This is a genomic window from Nocardioides carbamazepini, from assembly GCF_024614185.1.
In the GTDB taxonomy this organism is placed as follows: domain Bacteria; phylum Actinomycetota; class Actinomycetes; order Propionibacteriales; family Nocardioidaceae; genus Nocardioides; species Nocardioides carbamazepini.
Genome location: NZ_JAHTLF010000018.1, coordinates 228,639 through 254,641 on the forward strand (window position 1 = coordinate 228,639; position 26,003 = coordinate 254,641).

A 26,003-nucleotide genomic window follows, 5' to 3' on the forward strand; every position below is an offset into this window, starting at 1 on the left:
GGAGCAAGCGTGCGCATCGACAACAGGTTCACCGTCCCCGCCAGCCCGGAGCGGGCATGGGCGTTCCTCACCGACCTCGCCCGGGTCGCGCCGTGCCTACCCGGTGCCACGGTGGACTCCGTCGCGGACGACGTGCTCAGCGGTCGTGTCGCGCTCCGCATCGGCCCGATGAGCATGAACTACGCCGGCGAGGCGGCCTTCGTGGTCAAGGACGACGCGAACCGGATCGCCACCATCCGCGCGGGAGGTCGCGACGGCCGTGGCGGCGGCGCGGTGACGGCGACGATCAAGGCCGCGCTGGTCGAGGTCCCCGGGGGGTCGGAGGTGAGCCTGTCGACCGAGCTCGCGCTCACGGGCCGGGTCGCCCAGCTGGGCCAGGGACCGATCAAGGATCTCAGCACCAAGCTGATGGGCCAGTTCGCGGACTGTCTGGCGACCCGGATCGACCTGCCCGAGGTGGCCGCCGCGCCCCGTCCCGAGGCGGCCGCACCCGCGCCGGTCGAGCCGATCAACCTGCTCGACTCGTCCCTCGTCCCGACCCGGGCGCTCGCCGGTGGCGTCGCCGCGCTGGTGGTGGTCGTGCTCTGCCTGTTGCTCGGACGGCGGCTGCGCACGGTCGGGAGTCGCTGATGTCCGACGTCCTCACCACGATGGCCTACGAGCGGGCGCGCAGCGTGCCCGAGGCACTCGTCCTGCTCGCCGAGGGCGGCGAGGACGCTCGTCCGATCTCGGGGGGCCAGAGCCTGGTGCCGATGATGAACCTCGGTCTCGCCGCGCCGGCCTTCCTCGTCGACGTATCGGCCGTTCCGGGCCTGCGCACCATCGCGGTCGAGGGCGAGCACCTGGTCATCGGCGCCGCGGTCACCCACGCCGAGCTCACCAGCGACCCCCTCGTGGCCGAGCATGCTCCCCTGCTGGCCCGCGCCGCCCGCCAGATCGGCAGCCAGCGGATCCGCAACCGCGGCACCATCGGCGGCTCGGTCGCCCACGGAGACGCCGCGGCCGAGCTTCCGGTGAGCTGTCACGTGCTCGAGGCGGACTACCGGATCGAGAGCGCGACCGGCACCGAGCTGCGGGCCGCGGGCCCGTTCTCGCTGGGCTACTACCAGACCGACCTGGCACCGGGAGAGCTGGTGACCGCGATCCGGGTGCCGCTGCGGCCCCGGCACGGATGGGGCTTCCAGGAGTACTCCCGGCGGGCCGGTGACTTCGCGCTGGCCTCGGCCGCCGCGGGCGTCCGATTGGAGGGCGACCGGATCGCCGAGGTGGCGATCGCGGTGACCGGAGCGGCCGACCGGCCGGTCCGCCTGGGCGAGCTGGAGCGGAGTCTGACCGGGCAGAGCGTGGCATCGGCCGTGCGCTCGGTCGCGGGCCTGGCCGCCGAGCTCACGGTGGCCGACGACCCCTACTGCGCCGGCGCGGACCGCGCCCGGTTGATCGAGGTGATGGTGGAGCGGGCCGTGCGCGACGCCTGCGCCGACGTGAGGAAGGACCGGCCGTGACCGAGGCGATGGGAAGCGTGGAGACGACGATCAGCCTGAACGGGGCGCAGGTCACCGGTCACGCGCCGGCCGACACGACGTTGCTGCGGTGGCTGCGCGAGCAGGCACACGCCTACGAGGTCAAGGAGGGCTGCAACGAGGGGACCTGCGGCACCTGCACCGTCCTCGTCGACGGCCGCGCCACGACCGGCTGCACGACCCTCGCGGTCCAGGTCGCCGGCGGCGAGGTGGAGACCAGCGTCTCGCTGTCCGACGGCGACGAGCTGAGTCCGCTGCAGACCCGCTTCTGGGAGGCGGGCGCCGCGCAGTGCGGATTCTGCACCCAGGGCATGTTGATGTCAGCCGTGGAGCTGTTGCGCTCGGGTGACGAGGTCACGCCCACCACGGTGCGTGAGCACCTACACGGCAACCTGTGCCGCTGCACGGGCTACCAGGCCATCGTCGATGCCGTGGTCCGCGCGGCCGAGGAGGGGGCGACCCGATGACGGACACCGTCCGCGATCACGTACGACGCCCGACCCGGGTGGTCAACACCTCGGTCCTGCGCAACGACGCCCGGGAGAAGCTGCTCGGTCGCACCCGCTACGCCGGCGACCTCGACGTCGCCGGCCAGCTCCATGCCCGGCTGGTCCGCTCGCCCGTCCCTTCGGCTCGGATCGTCGCCAAGGACGCGAGTGCCGCCCTGGCGATCCCCGGCGTCGTCGCCGTCCTCTTCGGTGAGGACGTGCCGAACAACGAGATCCCCACCAACACCGCCGGCATCAAGGGGCGGCCGCTGCCTCCGTCGTGGGTCCTGGCCACGGACCGGGTCCGCTACCACGGGGAGCCGGTCGCCCTCGTGGTCGCCGCGAACCTCCGTGCCCTGGCCGCCGGCGAGGCGGCTGTCGAGGTGGAGTACGACCTGCTGCCGGTGGTCTCCGATCCCGAGCGCGCGCTCGAACCGGACGGACCGGAGGTGCACGAGGGCGGCAACCTGCTCAGCCAGTGGGAGATCGACCGAGGCGACGTCGACGCCGCCTTCGCCGACGCCGATGTGGTGGTCGAGGGACGCTACGAGGCCCAGGTCGTCGACCACGCCTACCTGGAGCCCGAGACGGGAGTCGGCTGGCTCGACGACGAGGGGGTGATCAACATCCGCGTCTCGACCCAGGAGATCGAGCACTATCGCCGGATCGCCCACGTGGTCGGGCTCACCGACTCCAAGGTGAGGGTGCAGGCGCCGTACCTGGGCGGCGGCTTCGGCGGCAAGGAGGACATGACGGTCGAGCCGTACATCGCGCTCGCGGTCCAGCGCACGGGCCGACCGGTGAAGATGACCTGGACGCGCCAGGAGTCGCTCACCGCGCGGGCCAAGCGACACCCGGTCCGGATGTCCTACCGCACCGCCGCGACGGCGGACGGCCGGCTGCTGGCCCACGACATCGAGGTCGTCTCCGATGCCGGCGCCTACCCGCTGCTGAGCGGGTTCGTGCTGCTCTACATCACCCTCAACGCCGCCGGACCGTATCGGTGCGACAACGTCCGGGTGCGCTCCCGCGCGGCCTACACCAACAACACCCCCGGTTCGGCCTTCCGTGGCTTCGGAGGCATGCAGCCCGTACTGGGCTACGAGGCCCAGATCGACAAGGTCGCCGACGCCACCGGCCGGGACCGGGTGGAGGTCCGCAAGCGCAACGCCTTCACGGCCGGCGACCGGATCCCCGCCGGGCAGCGGATCGACACCGCGGTGTGGCTGCCGCAGTGCATCGACGCGGTGCTCGAGCGGATCGGGCCCCGTCCCGAGCCGTCGTCGCCCGACCACCGGGTCGGCCTGGGCCTGGCCTGCAACGTCCAGCCCTACGGCCGGGTGGCCTGGATGAACGACTCCGCCTCGGCCTGGGTCGGCTGCGAGCGCAACGGCGACGTGGTGGTGCGCTGCGGCGTCCCGGACGTCGGTGGCGGCCAGGTGTCCTCCCTGGCGCAGATCGCGGCTGAGGTCCTCCACGTCCCGATGGACAAGGTGACCGTCCACTTCGGCGACTCCGCCCGGACCCCGCTCGCGGGGCGGACCACCGCCACCCGTCAGCTCTACATGTCCGGCAACGCGGTGCTCGCGGCCGCCCGGGTGCTCCGTGCCCGGCTGGTCGAGGGCGTGGCCCGGGGCTCCGGTCACGCCGAGTCCGCACTGACCCTCGCCGAGGGTGGGGTGATCACGCCGGACGGCGTGGTCCCCCTCGCCGAGGTCGTGATGATGTGCCTGGCCAACGGCGTCGCGATCAATGCCATGGAGACCTACTTCGCGCCGACCGGGCCACCGGTCGCCCAGCGGATCGACGCCGAGCGGATCGTCCCCGACTTCACCTTCGGCGCGCATGCCGCGTACGTCGAGGTCGACACCCGCACCGGTGCCGTCCGTCCGCTGCGCTATGTGGCGGCTCATGACGTGGGCCGCGCCATCAATCCGGCCAGTGTGCGCGGCCAGATCGAGGGGGCGGTGGTGCAGGGGCTCGGCTACGCGCTGTCCGAGCGCATCGTCTACGACGAGGGCGTCAACCTGACCGGGGCGTTCTACCAGTACGCCGTGCCGACCGCTGCCGACTGCCCGGAGATCGAGGTGGTCGTCCTGGAGTCCGGCGAGGGTGTGGGGCCGTTCAACGCACGTGGCATCGGCGAGCCGCCGATCGGTCCGTGCGCCGCCACGATCGCGAGTGCCATCGAGGACGCCGTCGGCGTACGCCCGACGACGCTGCCCATGCTCGCCGAGCGGGTGCGCGCCTGCATCGACGAGAGGGCCCAGTCGTGAGCGGCACCGGAGACGGCCTGCACGTCGTACCGATCGACACCCCGAGCCTGGGCGATCGCAGCTATCTCGTCCACGACGGCTCGGCGGCGTTCGTCGTCGACCCGCAGCGGGACATCGACCGGGTGCTCGAGGTGCTCGAGCGTGAGCGCCTCACGCTGACCCACGTCCTGGAGACGCACGTCCACAACGACTACGTGACCGGCGGACTGGCGCTGTCGCGGGCGACCGGCGCGGACTACGTCGTCAGCGCGCGGGAGGAGGTCGCCTTCGCTCGCCACCCGGTCGAGGACGGGGACGTGCTGGCGGTGGGCGACCGGATCCGGGTCGAGGCGCTCGCCACCCCCGGGCACACCTTCCACCACCTCTCCTACGTCCTGCGCGACGGCGACGCGGTGCCGGGCGTCGCCGTCTTCTCCGGCGGATCCCTGCTCTACGGCTCGACCGGGCGTCCCGACCTGCTCGGCGCCGAGCACACCGACCGCCTCGCGCGTCTCCAGCACGCCTCGGCCCGCCGTCTCGGCGCCGCGCTCCCCGGCGACGCGGCGCTGTACCCGACGCACGGGTTCGGGTCGTTCTGCGCGGCTTCACAATCACGCGCCTCACGGTCGACGATCGGCGAGGAACGGGCGAGCAACGCGGTCCTCGTCCAGGACGAGGCCAGCTACGTCCGCGACCTGCTGGCCGGTCTGGGGCCGTGGCCCGACTACTACGCGCACATCGCGCCGCTGAACACCGCCGGTCCCGCGGCGGCGGACCTCAGCCCGCCGAGGCAGGTGGGCGCCGAGGAGATCCGCCGTCGGATCGAGGCGGGGGAGTGGGTGGTCGACCTGAGGCACCGCTCGCAGTTCGCCGGGGGACATGTCCCGGGCAGCTACAACTTCGGCACCGACGGGGCGTTCGCGACCAACCTGGGCTGGCTCATCGACTGGAACGCCCCGCTCACGCTGCTCGCGGCCACGCCCGACGACCTGGCTCACGCCCAGCGTGAGCTGGTCCGCATCGGCGTCGACCGTCCCTCGGGCGCCGCCACCGGTGAGCCACGGCAGTGGAGCGACCGCGAGCCGGCGCGCTTCGAGCAGGCCGGCTTCGCCGCGCTCGCCGCGGAGTCGGCGGTTCGCGAGGTGCCCGTGCTCGACGTACGGCGCGCGGACGAGTTCGCGGCCGGGCACGTCGTCGGAGCGCGCAACATCCCGCTCCACGAGCTGAGGTCCCGGATCGCCGAGGTCGCCGACGACGAGGTGTGGGTCCACTGCCAGAGCGGCTACCGGGCGTCGATCGCGGCGTCCTTCCTGGTCGCGCCCGGGCGGCGCGTCGTCGCGGTCGACGACCACTTCAGCGCGGCCGGTGCGGCCGGCCTTCCCGTCACGGTCGCGAGCGGGTGACGCTCGCCGTCGTCCTCGCGCTGGCACTCCTGGTGGGGGTGGCCCTCGGTGCCCTGGGGGGCGGCGGGTCGATCCTCACGGTCCCGTTGCTGGTCTACGTCGCGGGCCTGGATCCGAAGCAGGCGATCGCCACCTCCCTGCTGGTCGTCGGCGTCACCTCGGCGGTCGGTGCGCTGGCCCACGCGCGAGCCAGGAGGATCCGCTGGCGCACCGGGCTGCTGTTCGGAGCGGGTGGGACCGTCGGCGCGCTGGGTGGCGGGGTTCTCGGCGCACGCGTCCCCGGCCACGTGCTGCTCGTCGGCTTCGCGCTGATGATGCTGGCCACCGCCGTGGCGATGCTGCGCGAGGCCCGCGAGATCGAGGCGGCCGACGAGCCCCAGGTCGTGGGAGCACTCGTCGACGGCGTCGTGGTGGGGGCCGTGACCGGCCTGGTCGGCGCCGGGGGCGGCTTCCTCGTCGTGCCGGCCCTGGTCCTGCGCGGCGGCATCCCCATGTCGGCGGCCGTCGGCACGTCACTGGTCGTCATCGTCATGAAGTCGCTCGCCGGCTTCGCCGGCTACGTCACCCAGGTGTCAGTCCCCTGGGGCCTCGCGGCGGGCGTCACCGTCGCCGCTGTCGCGGGCAGTGTCCTCGGCAGCCGGCTCGCCGGCGGCATGTCCGAGACCAGGCTGCGCCGCAGCTTCGGCTGGTTCGTGCTGGTGGTCGGCAGCTTCGTGCTCCTCCAGGAGGCCGCGCCGCCGGCCTGGCTGGCGCCGGGCATCGCGGTGCTCGCGACCGTCGGCTGCGCGATCGCCTGCTGGCGGGTGTGGTCGCCCCGGTCGCGCTCGTCCCGCCCGTCCCGCTCGGTCCGGGGTGGCGCGGCGCCGCGCTGAGCCCGCGCGCTCTCCTCCTCCCGGGAGCCGGGAGCGTCCGACCTGCCGTCCGTCGTGCGCATCGCACGCGCGGGAGCCGTCGTACGTCGTCGTCCGGTGCCCTCCAGTCCTGTGCCCGGCAGTTGTCGTCCGGGGCTGGCGCGCTGCCGTCCGTACCGCTACATTGAATATCAGATCTCAAGCGCGAGATATGTGCACCTCGCCCGGGTAGAAGGGACCCCTCCATGACCGACCTGATCGATGCCGCGGCCCAGAAGGCTGTCGAGGCGATCGACTACCAGCGCCTGAACGAGCTCGTCCAGGAGGTGTGCCGGATCCCGAGCATCCTCGGCGACGAGGGACCGCTGGCGAGCTTCCTCGCGGACTACATGAAGAACTCCGGCTTCGAGGGCGTGGGCCTGCAGGACGTCGTCGGCGAGCGGCCGAACGCGATCGGGGAGCTCGGCTTCGGCGCCGGCAAGCGGATCGTGTTCACCGGTCACATGGACACCAAGCCCGTGTCCATCGGGTGGGAGAAGACCTCGCCGTTCTCCGGGGAGATCATCGACGGTGCCATCTACGGGCACGGGATCATGGACATGAAGGCGGCGCTGGTGTGCCAGATCGTGGCCATGGAGGCGCTGCGCGACTCCGGGGTCGGCCTCGCCGGCACGGTCGCCATGGCAGCGGTGTCCGACCACATGGGCGACCAGCTCGGCTCGATCCGCTACTTCGACGAGTACGCCGCGGACCTCGCCGTCCTCGGCGAGCTCTCCGGCAACGAGATCTTCCTCGGCCACCGGGGCCGCTACTACTTCGACATCACCGTGCAGGGGCGCTCCGCGCACACCTGCCACAAGCCGCTCGCGGTCAACGCGAACCTCCTCGCCGCGCACGCGATCATCGAGCTGGACCAGTCGCGTCTGACCCCGGCTCTCGAGGACTGGGTGGTCGACCTGTTCGGAGCCGAGACCTACATGGCGCCCGGGCGCGTCTACGGCGGACTGCCGCCCGGCGGTCCGTCGATGATCCCCGACGAGTGCGTGATCCGGGTGGACTGCCGCCCGCAGCCCGGTGTGACGGTCGAGCAGGTCCGGGCGGAGATCGAGCAGTGCCTGGCCTCCGCACGCGAGCGGGACAGCCGCTTCCGCGCCGAGGTCGAGCTCGTCGACGTCAAGAATGGCTATCTCGCCAAGCCCGGCGACGAGGTCGTCGAGCTGATGCGTGACTCCGTGCGGTCGGTGCGGGGCGGTGCCGAGCCCCCGCTGCAGGCGGCCGGCTGGCTGGGTGACACCGCGAGCTTCGGTGACAAGGTCCCGACCGTCATCTTCGGGCCCGGTGGGGAGCCGGTCTACTGCCCCGACGAGCACCTCTCCGTCGCCGACATCGTGGAGGCCACCCGGGTCTACACCGAGTTCGCCGTCCGCGCGCTCACGCCTCGGGAATCGGCGTGAGCACGGGGGTGCGTCCGCACCCCCGGGTGGTGCTGGCCAAGCCCGGTCTCGACGGGCACGACCGAGGGGTCAAGGTGGTCGGCATGGCACTGCGGGACGCCGGCGCCGAGGTCGTCTATCTCGGGCTCCAGCAGACGGCCGCCCAGATCGCTCGCGCGGCGGCCGCCGAGGACGCCGACGTGATCGGGCTCTCCGTGCTCTCCGGCGTCCACGTCGACGTGGCCCGCCAGGTCCTGGCCGCCTGCGCGGGCGAGGACCTCGGCGACGTACCCCTGGTGGTGGGCGGCACCATCCCGCCCGCGGACGTCACCCGTCTGCGCGAGCTCGGTGTCCGCGACGTCTTCCCGGTCGGGACGCCGCTCGATGACCTGGTCGCGCGCATCTTCGCCATCGCCGCCGAGGAGGTGTCCGATGAGCAGTGAGCCCCGGGCCGTCGTGACCGACTCCGGCATCCCGCTCGACCCGATCTACGACGCCGCGTCCGTCGCCGAGGACCTGGAGGGCCGCCTCGGGCGGCCGGGGGAGCCGCCGTTCACCCGCGGTCCCTACCGGACGATGTACCGCGAGCGACTGTGGAGCATGCGCCAGTACGCCGGCTACGGCTCGGCGGACGACACCAACGCGCGCTTCCGCTACCTGCTCGACCAGGGCCAGACGGCGCTCTCGGTCGCGTTCGACCTGCCGACCCAGCTCGGCTACGACTCCGACGACGAGCTGGTCCTCTCCGAGGTCGGCCGCGTCGGTGTGGCGATCGACTCGGTCGAGGACATGGAGGCCGTGTTCGCGGGCCTGCCCATCGACCAGCTGTCGGTGAACTTCACCATCAACGGGACCGCCCCGATCATCCTGGCGTTCTACCTGGTGGCCGCCGAGCGGCAGGGCGCCGACATGGCGCAGGTGGCCGGCACGCTGCAGAACGACATCCTCAAGGAGTTCCTGGCGCGCAAGACGTTCATCTTCCCGCCGGACCACTCCATCCGCCTGGTGGCCGACGTCGTGGAGTACTGCTCGGAGCACCTGCCGCGGTTCAACGGCATCTCGATCACGGGCTATCACGCGCGGGAGGCGGGATGCGACGCGATCCAGGAGATCGGCCTCACGATGGCCTCGGCGATCGCCTACACGGAGGCGTTCCTCGCGCGCGGCCTGGACTTCGACGCGTTCGCGCCGCGGCTCTCCTTCCACTTCTCCAGTCAGCTCGACCTGTTCGAGGAGGCGTCGAAGGTCCGCGCGGCGCGCCGGATGTGGAGCAGCCTGGCCCTGGAGAGGTTCGGGGCGAAGAAGGAGACCTCCGCCCGCCTCCGCTTCTTCTCCGGCTGCTCGGGCGCGACGCTGACGGCGCAGCAGCCCCTCAACAACGTCGTCCGCTCCACGTTGCAGTGCCTCGCCGCGGTGCTCGGTGGCGCGCAGTCCATCCATGTCATGGGCTACGACGAGGCGCTGGAGATCCCCACCGAGGAGTCGGTGCGCCTGGCTCTGCGGACCCAGCAGATCATCGCCCACGAGTCCGGGGTGGCGAAGGTCATCGACCCGCTGGCGGGCTCCTACTTCGTGGAGCACCTCACCGACGAGATCGAGGCGCGGGCCTGGGAGCTCGTCCGTCGGGTGGAGGAGGGAGGGGGCCTCGTCGAGCTGCTCGCGCAAGGTGTTCCCCAGCGATGGGTGGCCGAGTCGGCGTACCGCTACGAGCAGGAGGTCCGCTCCGGCGAGCGGGTCAAGGTCGGCGTCAACAAGTACGTCGACGACGACGGGGTCGTGCCGCCGCTCTTCGAGGTCGACGCAGCGAGCGCAGCGCGGCAGCGCGAGCGACTGGCCGCGCGTCTCGCCGACCGTGACGGCGACGTGGTCGCCGCAGCACTGGCGACCTTGCGGACGGCGCTGGTCGAGGGGACCAACAGCATGCCCCACATCATGCAGGCCGGCCGCGTGGGCGCCACGCTCGGCGAGATCGCCGACACGATGCGTGAGGTCTTCGGCGTCTACCGGGAGCCACAGCCGTGGTGAGCGGCGACCTGCCGCTGGTCGGCGTCCGGGTCGTGGACCTGACCCGGTTCGTGTCCGGCGCGTACGCCGGGAGGCTGCTGGCCGCACTCGGGGCGGACGTCATCAAGGTGGAGCTGGCGGAGACGGGCGACCCCTACCGCCAGCAGGGCACGGCGTTCGTGGACGGCGAGAGCGCCCTCTTCGGCGCACTCAACTGCGGCAAGCGGTCGATGCTCCTCGATCTCGCCGCCGACGAGGGCCGGGCAGACCTGGACGCGCTCCTGGAGACCGCCGACGTGCTCCTGGAGAACGGCCGGCCCGGAGCGCTGGTCAAGCTCGGCCTCGACGCGGAGAGCGTCGCCGCCCGCTTCCCGCACGTCGTCTACGGGTCGATCTCCGGCTACGGCCAGAGCGGTCCGGACGCCGGGCGTGGCGGCTTCGACCTCATCCTCCAGGCCGAGGGAGGGTTGATGAGCGTGACCGGCGAGCCCGACAGCGGACCGGTCAAGGTGGGCGTGCCGGCCCTCGACATCGGCAGTGCCGTCTCCTGTGCTCTCGGCGTCGTGGCTGCGCTCTATGCGCGCAACCGCACCGGCAGGGGAGCGCGGGTCGCCGCGTCGCTGCTCGAGTTCGCCGTGGCGACCTTCACCAGCGTGGCGCCGTCGTACTTCGTCGACGGGGAGGTGCCGGGCCGGATCGGCAGCCATTCGCCGACCTTCGCGCCCTACGGTGCGTTCCGGGCCCGGGACGGCCACCTCGTGATCGCGGGCGCCGGGAGCGAGGCCCTGTGGCGGCGGCTGTGCGAGGCGCTGGGCGCGCCGGAGCTCGTGGAGGACCCACGCTTCGCCGACAACGCGGCACGGGTCCGGAACCGCGCGACCCTGACCGAGGAGCTCGAAGCCCGGCTGGGGCGCTGCGACCGGGCGCACTGGCTGAGCCTGCTCGATGCGGCGAAGGTTCCCGCGGCCGAGGTGCGCGATCTCGGTCAGGTCCTCGACTCGGCGCAGGTGCGCCACCTCGAGCTCGTCCGGGCCGATCCGGGAGCGCCGGGGATGACGCCCGTCCTGGGCGTTCCGCTCCAGGTCGACGGGCCGCTCCCGAGCGGGGGGCGGTGGCCGCGGCTGGGCGAGCACACCGAGGAGATCCTCGCCGAGCTGCGCACCGGGCCGGGTGTCCGGTGAGCGGCACCGACCGGGACGTGGACGCCGACCCGGGTGTGCCACTGTCGCACTGCGCGGAGGAGGCGGTCCGGGTGCTGGAGCGCACCTTCGAGCTCGCCCTGATCCCCGCGCCGCCGCTCGACGAGCGCGACCGGGCCGCACGCGTCGCCGACTGGTGGCGCGCCGACGGGCTCGACGTCGAGCGTCAGCCGGTCGGCAACCTCTGGGCCCGCCTACGGGTCGGGGCCGATCCGGGGCGGGGTGCCGTGGTCGTGGCCGCCCATCTCGACACCGTCTTCAGCCGCGACGTGCGCCACGGGCTGCGCCGCGACGCCGGCCGGGTCGTCGGACCGGGGTGCGGCGACGACACCGTCGCCGTGGCCGCGCTGTCGGTCCTCGACGTGCTGCTGCCGGCCCGGACCGCGGCGTCGGTCTGGGTGCTGGCGACGGTGGGCGAGGAAGGGCTGGGCGACCTGGCCGGTGCCCGTGCCGCCCTGCAGCACCCGCCGGAGCCCGTCGAGACGTTCGTCGCCCTCGAGGGCAACTACCTCGGCCGGGTGAACGTCGTGGGGGTCGGCTCGGTGCGCAAGCGGGTGCGGGTCTCCGGTCGGGGCGGTCACGCGTGGGAGGACGCCGACGCGCCGAGCGCGGTCCACGCCGCCGCCGCGATGGTGCATGCCATCGCGCAGCTGCCGGAGCCGCGGGGTGTCCGGTCGTCGCGCAACGTCGGGCTGCTGCAGGGCGGGGAGTCCATCAACTCCCGCGCCATCCAGGCGAGCTTCGACGTCGATCTCCGTGCGGAGGACCCTACGGCGCTCACCGAGCTGGACGCCGCGGTCGACGAGATCATCGGCCGGGGACACGAGGGCGTCGACGTCGCGGTCGAGCCCCTCGGCAACCGCCCCGCCGGTCGGATCGATCCGGAGCACCCTCTGGTGCGGACGGCGGTGCGCGCCCTGGCCGAGGTCGGCATCACCGCACACCTCACCGCTGCCAGCACCGACGCCAATGTCGCCTACGCGGCCGGGATCGCAGCCGTGACGCTGGGGATCACCTACGGCGACGGCACCCACACCGAGGACGAGTGGATCGATCCCGACGCGATCCGGCTCGGTCTGCACGCACTCGCTCGTACCATCACCGAACGGTCAGCTTGACCTCGAAAGGACGGAACAAATGCTCAGTGGTGTCGCTCTTCAGCCGGTGGACCCGCCTCGGGAGTTCGAGGGCGCGGTCGAGGACATCGAACGGGCGGGGTTCGACGAGCTCTGGCTGACCGACTCCTCCCTGCACGCACGCAACGTCTACGCCTACCTGGCGCTCGCCTCGCGGCACAGCTCGACCCTGCGCCTGGGCACCGCGGTGACCAACCCGGTGACCCGGCATCCTGCAGTGACGGCGACGGCTGCCGCGACGATCGACGAGATCAGCGAGGGCCGCTTCTCGCTGGGGATCGGCGCCGGCGACCGGCCGCTCCTGGCACTGGGGTCCAAGCCGGCGACGCTCGCCCGCCTGGAGTCCTCCATCGACGCGATCCGTCAGCTCTGGACCGGTGAGCACGTCACCCTCGAGGGTGCGGGCTTCAGCCTCGACGACGCACACATGCGGGTCGCCGCCGACCGTGACATCCCGATCTACATCTCCTGCAGCGGCCCCAAGACGCTCGAGCTCGCCGGCCGGGTGGCCGATGGGGTCATCCTGCTGGCGGGTCTGCACCCGGAGGGACTGCAGTGGGCGCTGGACCACATCGACCGGGGTGTCGACGCGGCCGGTCGCTCGAAGCGACCGAAGATCACGGTGTTCGCCTACGGCGCCGTCGACGAGGACGAGGAGGCGGCCCTGGCCGCCGGCCGGACCATCGCCGCCTGGTTCCCGCAGACGGCCCCGGGCTACTGCGAGATGGCCGGTCTCTCGCGGGAGCTGATCGACAAGGTGCGCACGATGTACGTCGGCGGCGAGTTCCAGGAGGCGGAGGAGGCCGCGCGTCTGCTGCCGGACGAGTTCGTGCACCGGATGGCCCTCGCCGGTGGTGAGGACCGCGCCCGCGCGCACATCGAGAACATGCTCGACCTCGGCATCGACTGCATCACGGTCTTCCCGCTCGGCGAGGACCGGTTCGCGACGATGCGCAGCTTCAAGGGGGTCTTCGACCAGGTCGTGGGTGCGACCCGTGTCTCCTGACCCGGTGCCCGAGCGGACCCTCGCGACCGTCCTCGACCAGTGCCTGGGCGTCGGGGCGCGCGAGGAGGTGGTGCTCCTCGTCGACGACGAGACCGATCCCGTCGTGGTCGAGGCGCTGGTGGGGGGCCTCGACCACCGCGGCTGTGTCGCGGTGGTGGCCCGGATGCCCCGCTACGCCGTGCCGGGGAGCGAGCCTCCGGACGCCGTGGCGCGGATCCTCGACGGCGCCTCGGCGGCGATCGAGCTGACCTCGACGTTCATCGGGTCCAGCCGGGCTCGTCAGCAGGCGACGGCGGGCGGCACTCGCTACCTGTGCATGCCCGGGGTCGTGGCCGACACCTTCCGCCTGGGCGGTCCCCTCGACGTGGACTTCGACGAGCTCCGCACGGTCACCGAGCGCCTGGCCGAGGCGTGGGCCTCGGCCGACACCTACCGGTTGACCACCCCCGCGGGAACCGACCTCCGCGGCTCGGTGCGGGGCCGGGGCGGACGGGCGTTGTACGGGATCGCCCGTGAGCCGGGCGCCTACATGTGCCCGCCGGACGTCGAGTCGGGAACAGCACCGGTGGAGGGCAGCTCGACGGGTGTCGTGGTGGTCGACGGTGACTTCCTGTTCATGGGACGCGGGCCGGTCGCGGAGCCGGTGGCGCTGCACTTCGCGGACGGTGCGCTGCGGCAGGTCGAGGGCGCCGAGGGCGAGCGGCTGACCGCGATGATCGAGCGGTGTGCCGACGGCCGGATGGAGAACCTGGCCGAGGTCTCCCTCGGTCTGAACCCCAACGGCCGGGTCTGCGGCGTACCGATGGAGACCGAGTCGACGCTGGGGAGCGCGCACGTCGCGCTCGGCAACTCGATCGCCTACGGCGGGACCGTGGACGCGGCGGCGCACCTGGACTGCGTGATGCAGCGCGCCACGCTGGAGCTCGATGACCGGCCGGTGATGGTCGACGGCGTCCTGGTGAGCGGCAAGTAGAATATTGTATCTCCAATGTGAGATCGTAACGGCCCTCCGTGGCCGGTCCGGATCACGAGGATCTCGAGGAGGTGCCGACGATGAGCACGACTGAACGGGTGGGTGGGGAGCTGCGCCACCTCCAGCTCAAGGACCGGGTGTACGAGCACCTCCGCAACGCGATCATCGGTGGCGACTACGCCATCGGCGCGGCCTTGCGCGAGGTCGACATCTCGACGTCCCTGGGGGTCAGCAAGACCCCCGTGCGGGAGGCCTTCGTCCGCCTGCAGAAGGACCGCTTCGTCGATCTGATCCCCTACCGTGGCGCGGTGGTGGCCGGCTACAGCAAGCGTGACCTCCGTGAGATGTACGAGGTGCGCGAGCTGCTCGAGGGGCGCTGTGCCGCGCGGGCCGCCGAGGCCGACGACGACCAGCTGCACGCCGACCTCCAGCGCAATGTCGAGGAGACCCGCCGGGCGGTGGAGGAGGACCGGCTCGAGAGGGTCATCGAGCTCTTCGAGAACTTCGACCGCCTGATCTACTCCGGGTCCGACAACAAGTGGATCAACGACATCATCCACGACCTCGACGGGCACCAGCGGCGGATCGGACGACTCACCGTGGGCATCCCGGGCCGGATCGAGCATTCCTTGAGTGAGCACGAGAAGATCTGCGCCGCCATCCTCAAGCGCGACGCCGCCGCGGCGGAGAAGCGGATGCGTGCCCACGTGCGGTCGGTCATGACCGACCAGTTGCGGAGCTTCCGCGTCGAGGAGGCCTGAGCCGGGCCTCGCGAAGGTGCCGACGCCTGTCGCTCGCCCGCCACGCGGATCTGTCGGATCCGAGCGGCGGGCGGGCGCGTCGGCGTACCCGGGGCCGGGCGGAGGAAGGGCGGGACTGCTCGCCGCAATTCGTTGACGCAGATCTCATGGCCCACCTAAGGTGGATGTCAGATCTCAGATATTACATGTGAGGATGCGCCATGGTTGCACTGCTCGAGTCAGTAGAGGCCTTCTCGGCCCGGGAGCACCAGCTCTTCATCGGGGGAGAGTTCGTCGCGTCGCGAGGAGGCGAACGCATCGACGTGCACAACCCCGCGACGGGGGGCCTGCTGACGACGGTCGCCTCGGCCAACGCCGAGGACGTCGACGCGGCCGTCGCGGCCGCCCGCGCGGCACTGCCGGGGTGGGCGGCGCTGCCGGCCGCCCGGCGCGGCGAGCTGCTGTGGCGGCTCGGTGCGCGCCTGGAGGAGCTCGCCGAGGAGTTCGCCCAGCTGGAGGCCATCGACAACGGCAAGCCCACCTCGGAGTCGCTGGCCGTTGACGTACCGCTCACCGCGGGGCTGTTCAAGTACTACGCGGGCGCGGTGAGCAGGATCGAGGGACGCACCATCGCGCCCATGGGAGGAGCGAACTTCCACGTCTACACCCGCCGGGAGCCGGTGGGCGTCGTCGGCGCCATCATCCCGTGGAACTTCCCGCTGCTGATGTGCGGCTACAAGCTAGGCCCCTCCCTGGCCGCGGGCAACACCGTCGTGCTCAAGCCCGCCGAGCAGACGCCGCTCTCGGCGCTGCGACTGGCCGAGGTGCTCGACGAGGTCGGGTTCCCGCCGGGCGTGGTCAACATCGTCACCGGCCTCGGCCCCTCGGCCGGCGCCCCCCTGGCCGCGCACGGCGACGTCGACAAGGTCACCTTCACCGGCGAGACCTCGACCGGCCAGAGGATCATGGAGGCCGCGAAGGGCAACATGAAGAAGGTGTCGCTGGAGCTCGGCGGCAAGTCGCCGAGCCTGGTGTTCGCCGACGCCGATCTCGACGCCGCCGTCGAGGGCACCTTCGGCGCGGTCTTCTTCAACCAGGGCCAGTGCTGCATCGCCGGTGCGCGGGTGTACGTCCACGACGACGTCTACGACGAGTTCACCAAGCGCCTCGTCGAGCGGGTCGGCGAGGTCCGCCTCGGCTCCGGCCTCGACCCGAGCACCACGATGGGGCCGCTCGTGAGCGAGGAGCAGCAGGCGCGGGTCAACGGGTACATCAGTTCCGGCCTCGCGGAGGGCGCCAGCATCGTCTCGGACGCCGCCTCCGCGGTCCCCGAGGTCGGCAGCTTCGTCCGCCCGACCGTCTTCACCGACGTGCGCCCCGACATGCGGATCATGCGGGAGGAGATCTTCGGCCCGGTCGCGATGGTCGGCAGGTTCTCCACCGAGGAGGAGGCGGTCGCAGCGGCCAACGACACGTCGTACGGACTCTGCTCGGGCGTCTGGACGCGCGATGTGGCCCGGGTGCACCGGATCGCGGCCGCGATCCACGCGGGGACCGTCTATGCCAACACCTACGGCTACTTCGACCCGGCCGTCCCCTTCGGGGGCTTCAAGATGAGCGGCTTCGGCAAGGAGCTCGGCCAGGAGGCCCTCGACCACTACCTCCAGACCAAGACGGTCTGGGTCAATCTCGACTGACCCCCAACACTCTTGCTTGCGAAAGGACAGCCATGAAAGCCGTAGTGATGAGCGCCGACGGGTCATTCGACGTCGAGCAGGTGGCGGAGCCGGACGAGAGTGATCTCGTCCTCGTCGAGGCGCGTGCCGCCGGCATCTGCGGCACCGAGCTCCACATCCTCGACCGCATGCTCGAGCCGCCCGGCTACCCCTTCATCCTCGGTCACGAGGGCGCGGGTGTGGTCCGCTACGTTCCCCCGGGCACCACGGGGGTCGCTGTCGGTGATCGCGTCGCCATCTACAACTTCATCGGCTGCGGACAGTGCCTGTGGTGCCGCACCGGGCGCGAGGAGGTGTGCGCGGACCCCGGCGGCCAGATCGGCTTCACCCAGGACGGCACCTTCCGCGACGTGATCCCGGTACCGGCGGCCAACCTGATCAAGCTGCCGGACAACGTGACCTTCGAGGACGCGGCCCTGCTCAGCTGCAGCGGGATGACCGCCGTGCACGCGCTGCGCCTCTCGGAGGTCGCCCTCGACGACTCGGTCGTCGTCGACGGCGTCGGCGGCGTGGGCCTCATGGTGATCCAGGTCGCCCGTGCCGCGGGTGCCCGGGTCATCGCGATCGCCGACTCCGAGGCCAAGGCGGAGCTCGCTCGGGAGGCCGGGGCGAGCGAGGTCATCGTCCTCGACGACGCGGGCTACGAGCCGGTCGCCGACCGCATCAAGGAGGCCACGGACGGGCTCGGCGCGGACCACTTCTTCGAGCTGGTCGGCACGAGCGCCAGCATGCTGGCGGGGATCCGGGGACTCGGCCGGCACGGGAGCGCCGTCATCATCGGCTACACCGGCGAGGACCTGGTGATCAACCCGGTCGAGCTCATCCTCTCGGAGGTCCGGGTGATGGGGTCCGTGGCCGCGGCCAAGCAGGATCTGGAGACGGCAATCGCCCTGGCCGCCCGGGGACAGCTCTCGGCCCAGATCGACACCAGGTACGCCATCGACGAGATCGGGACCGGACTGGAGCGCCTGCGTCGGCGCGAGGTCAACGGCCGCAACGTCCTCGTCTGGTGAGAGACATCCCCCACCCCCACACCCCTAGGAGGCTCCGATGAGCAGAATCGTCCTCAACGGCGGCACCGTCCTCACCATGGACGACGACGCGTCCGTGCACCCCGAGGGCCACGTCGTCATCGAGCAGGACCGCATCGTCCACGTGGGCGCCGGCGACGCTCCGGCCCAGTCCGGTGACGTCGTGATCGACACGTCCGGGCAGCTGGTGATGCCGGGCCTGGTCGACCTGCACTACCACACCGCCATCGGCAAGGGATACAGCGATCACCTGCCGTTGTGGGAGTACCTCGACACCTGCTGGTACCCGCTGATCCGCAACCTCGACGCCGAGGCGGCCTACTGGGCCGCGGCCGCGAGCTACCTCGAGTCGATCCGGTGCGGCGTGACCACGGTGAACGACATGTACCGGCGGCTGCCCGATCTCGCCCGCGCCGCGCGCGACATCGGCATCCGGGCCGTGCTCTCCAATGACGTCGCCCTCGCCGAGCACGACCTGGACACCCTCGAGGACAACCTCGCCGCCCACCGGGAGGTCGACGGCTGGGGGGACGGGAGGATCCAGGTCTACGTCGGGATCGAGTGGCTCCCGCTCGCCGACCCGGGTCTGCTGCGGGACGCACGGGCACTGGCCAACGAGCTGGACACCGGCATCCACATCCATCTCAACGAGTCGCTCACCGAGGTCCAGGACAGCGTCAAGCGGTTCGGCAAGCGGCCGACGGAGGTGGCCTACGAGGCCGGGCTGCTCGGACCGGACTGCATCGCCGCGCACTGCGTCTGGCTGTCCGACGTAGAGATCGCGCTGATGCGTGAGACCGGCACGCACATCTCCCACAACCCCAGCTCGAACGCCAAGCTGGGCAACGGGATCGCGCGGCTGCCCGAGATGCTCAACGCCGGCATCAACGTCGGTCTGGGCCACGACGCCGCCGAGTGCAACAACAGCCGGGATCCGTTCGAGGTGATGAAGTTCGCCTCGCTCATCCACCGCGCCGCCCGCGTCGACCCCAGCCTCCAGCAGGCCCCCGACGTGGTGCGGATGGCGACCCGCAACGGCGCGGCCGCGCTCAAGCACGACACCGGCCAGCTGGCCGTGGGACGCAAGGCCGACGTGATCACCCTCGACCTGCGCAACGAGATGTTCACCCCGCTGATCCACGGCGACCCGGACCACATCTACTCCCACCTGGTCTTCAGCGCCAACGGGAGCTGCGTCAACTCCAGCATCATCGACGGCCAGGTCGTGATGCGCGAGCGTCGGCTGCTGAACCTCGACCAGGACGAGATCCTGGCCAAGGCGAACGAGTCCTTCCTGCGCGTCCTCGACCGCATCCGGCCATGACCGTCGTCGCCGGCGGCCGCCGGGGACGGTCGCCCACGCAGCCGTGGCGGGACGACCTGGACCCCGGCGTCCTCGCGACGGTCGTGGGCCGGTGTCTCGGCGAGGTTCTCGAGCTGGCGGACTGGGAGGAGCTGGGACGGATCACGGGCACGACCGCGTGGATCTGCGGCCACCCACGGCTCCTCAGCTCGTTGGCGTTCGGGGAGCCTGACTATCTCGACCACGTTCGTGACGCCGTCCCGGTGCTGCTCGGGGATCGGCTCGCCGGCCCGGGCAGGAGCCACGATCGGTCGACGAGCCACCGAGGGATGCCGGCGGTGGAGGAGCGCTTTCCGAACCTCCACGCCGTCGCCGGGTACGTCGGTCTTCGGGAGTGGCTGGCGTTGCGTGACCCCGTGCTGTTCGCGCAGGTGTACGGCCCGACGGCAGGGTTCGTCTGGACGGTCGGTCGCGACGCCTCCGCACCGCCCGCCTGAGCCGAGGCTCAGGCTCAGGCGGCCAGGGTCTGCTCCTTCTTCGAGGCAGCGCTCTCCAGGAGCCGCTGCATCACACGACGCTTGCGCTTGTCGGCCGTCGTCATCGCGTAGAGCAGCTTGAGCTGGCTCGGCAGGTTCTTCGCGCTGGTCGTCGCGAGCCAGCCGTTCGGGAACGACAGCCGGACGACGCGGTGCCACGCGCTCCCGACCTGCTGCGGCAGCGGCGCGGAGTGGTAGTTGAGGCCGTACTTGTCGAAGACGGCGCGTACCTTCGGCGCCGCCTCGGCGTACCGGCTGCTCGGCAGGTCGGGGAAGAGGTGATGCTCGATCTGGTGCGACAGGTTGCCGGTCATGATGTGCATCAGCTTCGAGCCGGAGATGTTGGCGGAGCCGAGCATCTGGCGCAGGTACCACTCGCCGCGGGTCTCCTTCTCCGGGATCGAGTTCAGCTCGAAGGTCTCGACGCCCTCGGGGAAGTGGCCGCACATGATGACCGAGTGCGACCACAGGTTGCGGACCAGGTTGGCGGTGAAGTTCGCGGCGAGCGCGGGCAGGAACGAGCCGGTGGGCGCGGCGAGCACCGGGTTGACGACGTAGTCCTTGGTCGCCTGCTTGCGGATCTTGCGCAGGGTGGCCTTGGCGGCCTTCTTGAACGACTCGGGCCGCTTGTCCTTGGGCTTGGAGAGGTTCTTGCCGAGCTCGAGGTCGTAGGCCGCGATGCCGTACTCGAAGAAGCAGGCGTTGAGGAAGTTCCACAGCGGCTGGGCGAGGTACATCGGATACCAGCGCTGCTCCTCGTCGACCCGCATGATGCCGTAGCCGAGGTCGTTGTCCTTGCCGACGATGTTCGTGTAGGTGTGGTGGACCTCGTTGTGCGAGTGCTTCCAGCCGTCGGCGGTCGAGGCGTTGTCCCACTCCCACGTGGTCGAGTGGATCTTCGGGTCACGCATCCAGTCCCACTGGCCGTGCATGACGTTGTGGCCGATCTCCATGTTCTCGAGGATCTTGGCGACCGAGAGACCGACGGTGCCGGCCACCCACGCGGGCGGGAAGACACTGACGAGCAGGGTCGCACGCGAGGCGAGCTCGAGCTTGCGCTGCACGTCGACGACCTTGCGGATGTACGCCGCGTCCTTCTCGCCGCGCGCGTCGATGATCTCCTGGCGGATGGCGTCGAGCTCGGCGCCGAGTGCCTCGATGTCCTCGGGGGACAGGTGGGCGGTGGGGTTCTGGGCCTTGTTGGTGATCGTCGTCATGGGAGGCTCCTTCTCGGTGACCCGTCGCGTTCGAACGCGACGGGTCGGCGTGATTCAGGTGTACGGATGCGACGGGTCAGTGGTCGAAGGTGCAGTCGCCGGCAGCGGCGCTGATGCAGGTCTGGATCTTGACGCCGTCGGGGTGGGTCTCGCCCGGGACGGCGACGGTGAGCTCGCCGTTGCGCAGGTCGCGCACGGCGCCGGACCTCATGGGGAGCACGCAGCCCATGCAGATGCCCATCCGGCAGCCGCTGGGCATGAGGACGCCGGCCGACTCGGCGGCATCGAGGATCGGGACGGAGCCGTCGGTGTCGACGCTCGCCGCAGACGAGCCGGCGAAGGTGAGCGTGCCGCCCGCGGCGTCGACGTCGACGACCGTGGGCCGGAACCGCTCGGTGTGGAGCGTCAGGCGACGCTCGCCGTAGTAGGCCTCGAGCGTGTCGAGGAGACCCGCCGGACCGCAGGCGTACGCCGTGCGCTCGGCCAGGTCGGGGACCTCGTTCTCGAGGTCGTCGGTGGTGAGCAGCCCGTCGGTGTCGGTGTGCCGCTCGATGAGGCGCAGCCGGCCCGCGTCGGCGTGCGCGCGGAGTTCGTTGCCGAAGATGACCTCGTCGCGCTTCATCGCCGAGTGCACGAGCACGATGTCGTACGCCGCCTTCGCCTCGGACTCGTTGCGCGAGTAGAGGTTGCGCAGCATCCCGATCACCGGGGTGATGCCGGAGCCCGCGGTGACGAGCAGCAGCTTCTGGCGGTGCCCGGGCCGCGGCGGCGTCAGCACGAAGTCGCCCTCGGCCTGGGCGAGCTGGAGCATCTGGCCCGGGCGCGCGGTGCGTACGAGGTGCTGGGAGACAGCTCCACCGGGGATCGCCTTGACGGTGATCGAGATGTGCCCGTCACGGCGCGGACCGTGGGTGAGGGAGTAGGTGCGCCACAGCCGGACGCCGTCGACGTCGACACCGACGCGGACGTACTGGCCGGGGATGTGCCCGTCCCAGTCGCGGCCGGGCTTGACCACGATCGTCGCGGCGTCCTCGGTCTCGGACTCGACGGAGACGATCCGGCCCTGGAGACCGACGGCAGCGCCGGGCCGCAGGGGGGCGAAGTGGTCGAGCAGGTCGTCGACGCTGAGCGGGGTCACGGCCGCGTCGAGGAGCGAGCGGAGGCCGGTGCGGAGGCGTCCGGCCCGGGCGGCCGCGACAGGGGCGGCGGTCGTCGTACTCACATCTCTAGAGTCCCAGCCTGGAGGGTTAAACTCATGACCTCAGCCGGTGAATCTACTCCCCGGTTTTGTTCAGCAGAGACAAAGAAGGGCCATGATGTCGCGTCGTGTGTTGCGTCAGGCCGGGACCGACCAGCGGGTCCTGCTGCCGCCGGCCACGGTGTCCGCCATCCGGGCCGAGCTCGCGGCCGTCGCCGACGACGTCGTCGACCAGATCATCCGGGACGTCCCGGCCTACGAGGACGCCTTCGGCGGGCCGATGGGCGAGACCATCCGCGGCGCCGTCCAGGTCGCGCTCGGCGGCTTCCTCTCGCTGACCAGCGACCGGCGCGGTCCTGACGCGCTCGCCCCGCGGGCGTCGGCGGTCGACGGCGCCTACCAGCTCGGCCGGGGCGAGGCGCGCAGCGGCCGCAGCACCGACGCGCTGCTCTCGGCGTTCCGGATCGGCGCGCGCGTGTGCTGGCAACGCCTGTCCGCCCGCGCGGTCGACGAGGGTATGGAGCCCGCCACCATGGCCTCCTTCGCCGCCCTGGTCTTCGCCTACATCGACGAGCTGTCGGCGGCCTGCGTGGCCGGCCATCAGGACGAGACCGCGACCGAGGGCCGGGTCCGGCAGCGGATGATGGAGCGGCTGGCCCGCCAGCTCCTGACCGGAGCGCCCGAGGCGAGTGTCCTGGCGGCCGCCGAACGGGCGGAGTGGGCCCCGCCCGCCACGCTGACCGCGGTCATCGTCCCCGAGTCCCGGGCCGGTGCGCTGCAGCAGTCCCTGCGCCGTGGCACCATCCAGGCCAGCGACCTGCCGGAGCTCGACGGCGCCGCCCTCCTGCTCGTGCCCGACGCCCACGACCGCCGGCGCCCGACGCTGCTGCGGTCGGTGCAGGGCCGGGACTGCGTGGTCGGGCCCCCGCGGGCGTGGCTGGAGGTGCGGTCGTCGTACGACCGTGCGGTGCGGGCCCGGGACCTCGGCCTGGCCGGCGACACCGAGGCGCACCTTCCCCGGCTGGTCCTGACCGCCGACCCGGCCGCGCTCGACGACCTCCGGGCCCGCGTCCTCGCCCCCCTCGACGAGCTGCGGCCGGCCACCGCGGCGAAGCTGCGCGAGACGCTGCGCGCCTGGCTGCTCCACCAGGGCCGGCGCGACGACGTGGCGGCGGCACTTTTCGTGCACCCGCAGACGATCCGCTACCGCATGACGCAGATCCGGGACCTGTACGGCGACCGGCTCGAGGAGCCCGACACCGTCCTCGCGCTGACCATCGCCCTCGGGGTCGAGGAGCGCTGATCAGTCCCCGCCGACCCGTCGCAGGCTGAACAGGATCTGGCCCCGACCCGTCGCAGGCTGAACAGGATCTGGCCCCGACCCGGCCCGGACTGAACAGCAAAACGCGCCGACCCGGCGCAGATTGAACAACAGAAGTTCAATCTGCGCCGGGTCGGCGTTGTTCTGACTTCAGTCTGCGCCGGGTCGGCGGGAACTCGAGATCAGTCTGCGCCGGGTCAGAGCGCCTGGATCGCCTCGTGGATCGCGAGCGTGCGCTCGGCGGACTCGACGTGGAGGCTCTCGACCATCTTGCCGTTGTAGGTGACGACGCCGGAGCCGCTTGATGTCCGCGCGTCCTCCCAGGCCCGGATCAGGCCGCGGGCGTCCTCGACGGCCTGCTCGCTCGGCGCGAAGCCGGAGTTGGCGCCGTCGACCTGGCCGGGGTGGATGAGGGTCTTGCCGTCGAAGCCCATCTGGCGGCCCTGCTCGACCTCGGCGAGGAAGCCCTCGGTGTCCTTCACGTCGTTGTAGACGCCGTCGATGATCACGATGCCCGCGGCGCGGGCCGCGAGCAGCGCGAGGCTGAGGCCGGTCAGCACGGGCTGCCGACCGGGGACGTGCTCGGCGTACAGCTCCTTGACCAGGTCGTTGGTGCCCATCACGAAGCCGGTCAGGCGCTCGGAGGCGGTGGCGATCGAGAGCGCGTTGAGCATGCCGATCGGGGTCTCGACCATCGCCCACAGGGTCGTCTTCTCGGGCGCGCCGGCGGCGTCCAGCGCGGCGACGAGCTCGAGGACCTCCTCGGCGGAGTTCACCTTCGGGACCAGGACGACATCGGGGCCGGCCTGGGCCGCGGCGCGGATGTCGTCGGCGTGCCACGCGGTGCCGATGCCATTGACCCGGATGATCAGGTGCCGGTTGCCGTACTCGCCGGACTGGACGGCGGCCGTGGCGGCCTTGCGAGCCTCCGGCTTGGCGTCGGGGGCCACCGCGTCCTCGAGGTCGAAGATGATCGCGTCGGCGGGCAGCGTCTTCGCCTTCTCCAGCGCCCGCTCGTTGGAGCTGGGCATGTAGAGGACGGAGCGCAGCGGCTTGAAAGCGTTGGACTCTTGACGGCTCATGGGTCAGGCCTCCGGGGTCTCGATGGCGTAGTACGTCGCCTTCAGCACGGGATCGATCGCGGCCAGCTCCTCGGCCAGCTCGACGAGGACGAGGCACTGCTTGAGGGAGGCGTCGTCCTCCATCTTGCCGTCGATTATCACCGCGCCGGTGCCGTCGCCCATGGCGGCGACCACGCGGCGGGCGTGGGCGATGTCCTCGACGCTCGGGGAGAAGACCCGGTTGGCGATCTCGATCTGGACCGGGTGCAGCGACCAGGCGCCGACGCAGCCGAGCAGGAACGCGTTGCGGAACTGGTCCTCGCAGGCGACCGTGTCCTTGATGTCGCCGAACGGCCCCCAGTACGGGTAGATCCCGTGCGTCGCGCAGGCGTCGACCATCTTGGCCATCGTGTAGTGCCACAGGTCCTGCTGGAAGCGGAACCGGTCGGCGTCGTACTGGTAGGCGCCGTCCGCGTCGCGCGGAGCGTCCTCGCGCACCAGGTAGCCGGGGTGGCCGCCGCCGACGCGGGTGGTCTTCATCTTGCGGTCGGCCGCGAGGTCGGCCGGCCCGAGCGAGAGGCCCTGCATGCGCGGGGACGCGCCGCAGATCTCCTCGACGTTGGCGACGCCGCGGGCGGTCTCGAGGATCGCGTGGATGAGGATCGGGCGGGTGATGCCGGCCTTGGCCTCGAGCTGGGCCAGGATCCGGTCGACGTAGTGGATGTCCTCGGCGCCCTGCACCTTCGGGACCATGATCACGTCGAGCTTGTCGCCGATCGCCGGGACGAGGGTGGTGAGGTCGTCGAGCACCCAGGGGCTGTCGAGGGCGTTGATGCGCGTCCACAGCTGGGTCGGCCCGCTGCGTCCCCCGAGATCGGCGGTGTCCTGGGCGATCTTCACCAGGCCCTCGCGGGCGGCGACCTTGTTGTCGGCCTTGATGGCGTCCTCGAGGTTGCCCAACAGCACGTCGACGGTGCCGACCATCGCAGGGATCTTCGCGGCCATCTTCGCGTTGCTGGGATCGAAGAAGTGGATCGCGCGACTGGGCCGCGCGGGGATCTCGCGCAGCGGCTGCGGCGCACCCACGGCCAGCGGCCGGAAGAAGTCCTTGGCGCTCTTGTGGCTCATGCCCGTCCTCGCTTCGTTCCGGCCGGACAGGAGCCGCCGCCGACGCCGTGCTCGATGGTTCGCTCGCTTCGCTCACTCACGGATCGACAACCTACCGGCGAGTCGCCCCGCTCCGGTATGACGGATCTCTCGCGAGACGGCGGCATGTGTCGGACGCTCCTGTCACCGTGACGGTCCCACTCGGAGTCCCGGGAGACGACGTGCCTCGGATCAGCAGCTTCTATGGAATCGTGATCGCGCTGTACTACGCGGATCACGCTCCGCCGCAATTCCATGCGATCTACGCGGGGCATGAGGCGAGCGTGGCCATCGAGACGCTCGAGATACTCGCGGGCGGGCTGCCGCGGAGAGCCGGCAGCCTGGTTGCCGAGTGGGCGCGGATCCATCAGGGTGACCTGCGAGCGGCCTGGGATCGAGCGGCCCGCGGCGAGCCTCCCGGTAGGATTGAGCCCCTTCCATGAGGA

The 26,003-nt window shown here is 71.4% G+C and carries 24 protein-coding genes; 20 read left to right on the forward strand and 4 right to left on the reverse strand.

Features of this window, described 5'->3' with window-relative positions:
• Positions 1-9: 9 nt before the first annotated feature.
• From KVF89_RS19830 to KVF89_RS19915, 18 genes are all read left to right on the forward strand, one after another.
• Positions 10-630: an SRPBCC family protein gene (locus KVF89_RS19830; protein ID WP_257427958.1), complete on the forward strand. Its 621-nt coding sequence runs from the start codon at positions 10-12 to the stop codon at positions 628-630.
• On the forward strand, positions 630-1,502 hold the full coding sequence (locus tag KVF89_RS19835) for an FAD binding domain-containing protein (RefSeq protein WP_257427959.1): 873 nt from the start codon (positions 630-632) through the stop codon (positions 1,500-1,502). The genes KVF89_RS19830 and KVF89_RS19835 overlap by 1 nt, the downstream gene beginning before the upstream one ends.
• Positions 1,499-1,987 carry a (2Fe-2S)-binding protein gene (locus tag KVF89_RS19840; RefSeq protein ID WP_257427960.1) on the forward strand — a complete coding sequence of 163 codons (489 nt, stop codon included), beginning with the start codon at positions 1,499-1,501 and terminating at the stop codon, positions 1,985-1,987. Before KVF89_RS19835 ends, KVF89_RS19840 begins: the two co-directional genes overlap by 4 nt.
• Positions 1,984-4,284 (forward strand): xanthine dehydrogenase family protein molybdopterin-binding subunit, encoded by a 2,301-nt coding sequence (locus tag KVF89_RS19845; protein WP_257427962.1) that lies wholly within the window; start codon positions 1,984-1,986, stop codon positions 4,282-4,284. Before KVF89_RS19840 ends, KVF89_RS19845 begins: the two co-directional genes overlap by 4 nt.
• Positions 4,281-5,666 (forward strand): rhodanese-like domain-containing protein, encoded by a 1,386-nt coding sequence (locus tag KVF89_RS19850; RefSeq protein ID WP_257427964.1) that lies wholly within the window; start codon positions 4,281-4,283, stop codon positions 5,664-5,666. Before KVF89_RS19845 ends, KVF89_RS19850 begins: the two co-directional genes overlap by 4 nt.
• Complete coding sequence (locus tag KVF89_RS19855; protein ID WP_257427966.1) at positions 5,663-6,538, forward strand: sulfite exporter TauE/SafE family protein; 876 nt, start codon at positions 5,663-5,665, stop codon at positions 6,536-6,538. The genes KVF89_RS19850 and KVF89_RS19855 overlap by 4 nt, the downstream gene beginning before the upstream one ends.
• 224 nt (positions 6,539-6,762) lie before the next feature.
• Positions 6,763-7,971 (forward strand): M20 family metallopeptidase, encoded by a 1,209-nt coding sequence (locus KVF89_RS19860; protein ID WP_257427968.1) that lies wholly within the window; start codon positions 6,763-6,765, stop codon positions 7,969-7,971.
• Positions 7,968-8,393, forward strand: coding sequence for a cobalamin B12-binding domain-containing protein (locus KVF89_RS19865; RefSeq protein WP_257427970.1), 426 nt, complete (start codon positions 7,968-7,970; stop codon positions 8,391-8,393). The genes KVF89_RS19860 and KVF89_RS19865 overlap by 4 nt, the downstream gene beginning before the upstream one ends.
• On the forward strand, positions 8,383-9,975 hold the full coding sequence (locus tag KVF89_RS19870; protein ID WP_257427972.1) for an acyl-CoA mutase large subunit family protein: 1,593 nt from the start codon (positions 8,383-8,385) through the stop codon (positions 9,973-9,975). The genes KVF89_RS19865 and KVF89_RS19870 overlap by 11 nt, the downstream gene beginning before the upstream one ends.
• Positions 9,972-11,135, forward strand: coding sequence for a CaiB/BaiF CoA transferase family protein (locus KVF89_RS19875; RefSeq protein ID WP_257427974.1), 1,164 nt, complete (start codon positions 9,972-9,974; stop codon positions 11,133-11,135). The genes KVF89_RS19870 and KVF89_RS19875 overlap by 4 nt, the downstream gene beginning before the upstream one ends.
• The gene (locus KVF89_RS19880; RefSeq protein WP_257427975.1) at positions 11,132-12,271 is read left to right on the forward strand and encodes a M20/M25/M40 family metallo-hydrolase; all 1,140 of its coding nucleotides are present in this window, start codon (positions 11,132-11,134) and stop codon (positions 12,269-12,271) included. Before KVF89_RS19875 ends, KVF89_RS19880 begins: the two co-directional genes overlap by 4 nt.
• Before the next feature lie 19 nt (positions 12,272-12,290).
• Positions 12,291-13,295, forward strand: a complete 1,005-nt coding sequence (locus KVF89_RS19885; RefSeq protein ID WP_257427976.1) for an LLM class flavin-dependent oxidoreductase — start codon at positions 12,291-12,293, stop codon at positions 13,293-13,295.
• Between the two features lie 4 nt (positions 13,296-13,299).
• The gene (locus KVF89_RS19890; protein ID WP_257427978.1) at positions 13,300-14,268 is read left to right on the forward strand and encodes a 2,5-dihydroxypyridine 5,6-dioxygenase NicX family protein; all 969 of its coding nucleotides are present in this window, start codon (positions 13,300-13,302) and stop codon (positions 14,266-14,268) included.
• A gap of 80 nt (positions 14,269-14,348) precedes the next feature.
• Positions 14,349-15,029: a GntR family transcriptional regulator gene (locus KVF89_RS19895; protein WP_257427980.1), complete on the forward strand. Its 681-nt coding sequence runs from the start codon at positions 14,349-14,351 to the stop codon at positions 15,027-15,029.
• A 200-nt stretch (positions 15,030-15,229) separates the two neighbouring features.
• Complete coding sequence (locus KVF89_RS19900) at positions 15,230-16,705, forward strand: aldehyde dehydrogenase family protein (RefSeq protein WP_257427982.1); 1,476 nt, start codon at positions 15,230-15,232, stop codon at positions 16,703-16,705.
• 32 nt (positions 16,706-16,737) lie between these two features.
• Positions 16,738-17,757, forward strand: coding sequence for an alcohol dehydrogenase catalytic domain-containing protein (locus tag KVF89_RS19905; protein WP_257427985.1), 1,020 nt, complete (start codon positions 16,738-16,740; stop codon positions 17,755-17,757).
• Positions 17,758-17,794: 37 nt separating this feature from the next.
• Positions 17,795-19,099, forward strand: coding sequence for an amidohydrolase family protein (locus KVF89_RS19910; protein ID WP_257427986.1), 1,305 nt, complete (start codon positions 17,795-17,797; stop codon positions 19,097-19,099).
• The gene (locus KVF89_RS19915; protein ID WP_257427987.1) at positions 19,096-19,575 is read left to right on the forward strand and encodes a hypothetical protein; all 480 of its coding nucleotides are present in this window, start codon (positions 19,096-19,098) and stop codon (positions 19,573-19,575) included. Before KVF89_RS19910 ends, KVF89_RS19915 begins: the two co-directional genes overlap by 4 nt.
• 14 nt (positions 19,576-19,589) lie before the next feature.
• Here KVF89_RS19915 and KVF89_RS19920 read toward each other — a convergent pair whose 3' ends face one another.
• Together KVF89_RS19920 and KVF89_RS19925 are read right to left on the reverse strand one after the other, a co-directional pair.
• Positions 19,590-20,831, reverse strand: a complete 1,242-nt coding sequence (locus KVF89_RS19920; RefSeq protein ID WP_257427989.1) for a fatty acid desaturase family protein — start codon at positions 20,829-20,831, stop codon at positions 19,590-19,592.
• Positions 20,832-20,907: 76 nt separating this feature from the next.
• Complete coding sequence (locus KVF89_RS19925) at positions 20,908-22,053, reverse strand: ferredoxin reductase (RefSeq protein WP_257427990.1); 1,146 nt, start codon at positions 22,051-22,053, stop codon at positions 20,908-20,910.
• A gap of 94 nt (positions 22,054-22,147) precedes the next feature.
• Between KVF89_RS19925 and KVF89_RS19930 the strand changes: the two genes are divergently transcribed.
• A complete protein-coding gene (locus tag KVF89_RS19930) occupies positions 22,148-23,332 on the forward strand; it encodes a PucR family transcriptional regulator (RefSeq protein ID WP_257427991.1) in 1,185 nt (394 codons plus the stop codon).
• A gap of 215 nt (positions 23,333-23,547) precedes the next feature.
• On the opposite strand, the gene KVF89_RS19935 is transcribed toward KVF89_RS19930, so the two are convergent.
• Positions 23,548-24,432 carry an HpcH/HpaI aldolase/citrate lyase family protein gene (locus KVF89_RS19935; RefSeq protein WP_257427992.1) on the reverse strand — a complete coding sequence of 295 codons (885 nt, stop codon included), beginning with the start codon at positions 24,430-24,432 and terminating at the stop codon, positions 23,548-23,550.
• 3 nt (positions 24,433-24,435) lie between these two features.
• Positions 24,436-25,539: an HpcH/HpaI aldolase/citrate lyase family protein gene (locus tag KVF89_RS19940; RefSeq protein WP_257427994.1), complete on the reverse strand. Its 1,104-nt coding sequence runs from the start codon at positions 25,537-25,539 to the stop codon at positions 24,436-24,438.
• A 230-nt stretch (positions 25,540-25,769) separates the two neighbouring features.
• Between KVF89_RS19940 and KVF89_RS30605 the strand changes: the two genes are divergently transcribed.
• Positions 25,770-26,000 carry a DUF4160 domain-containing protein gene (locus tag KVF89_RS30605; RefSeq protein WP_273475522.1) on the forward strand — a complete coding sequence of 77 codons (231 nt, stop codon included), beginning with the start codon at positions 25,770-25,772 and terminating at the stop codon, positions 25,998-26,000.
• Positions 26,001-26,003: the final 3 nt, after the last annotated feature.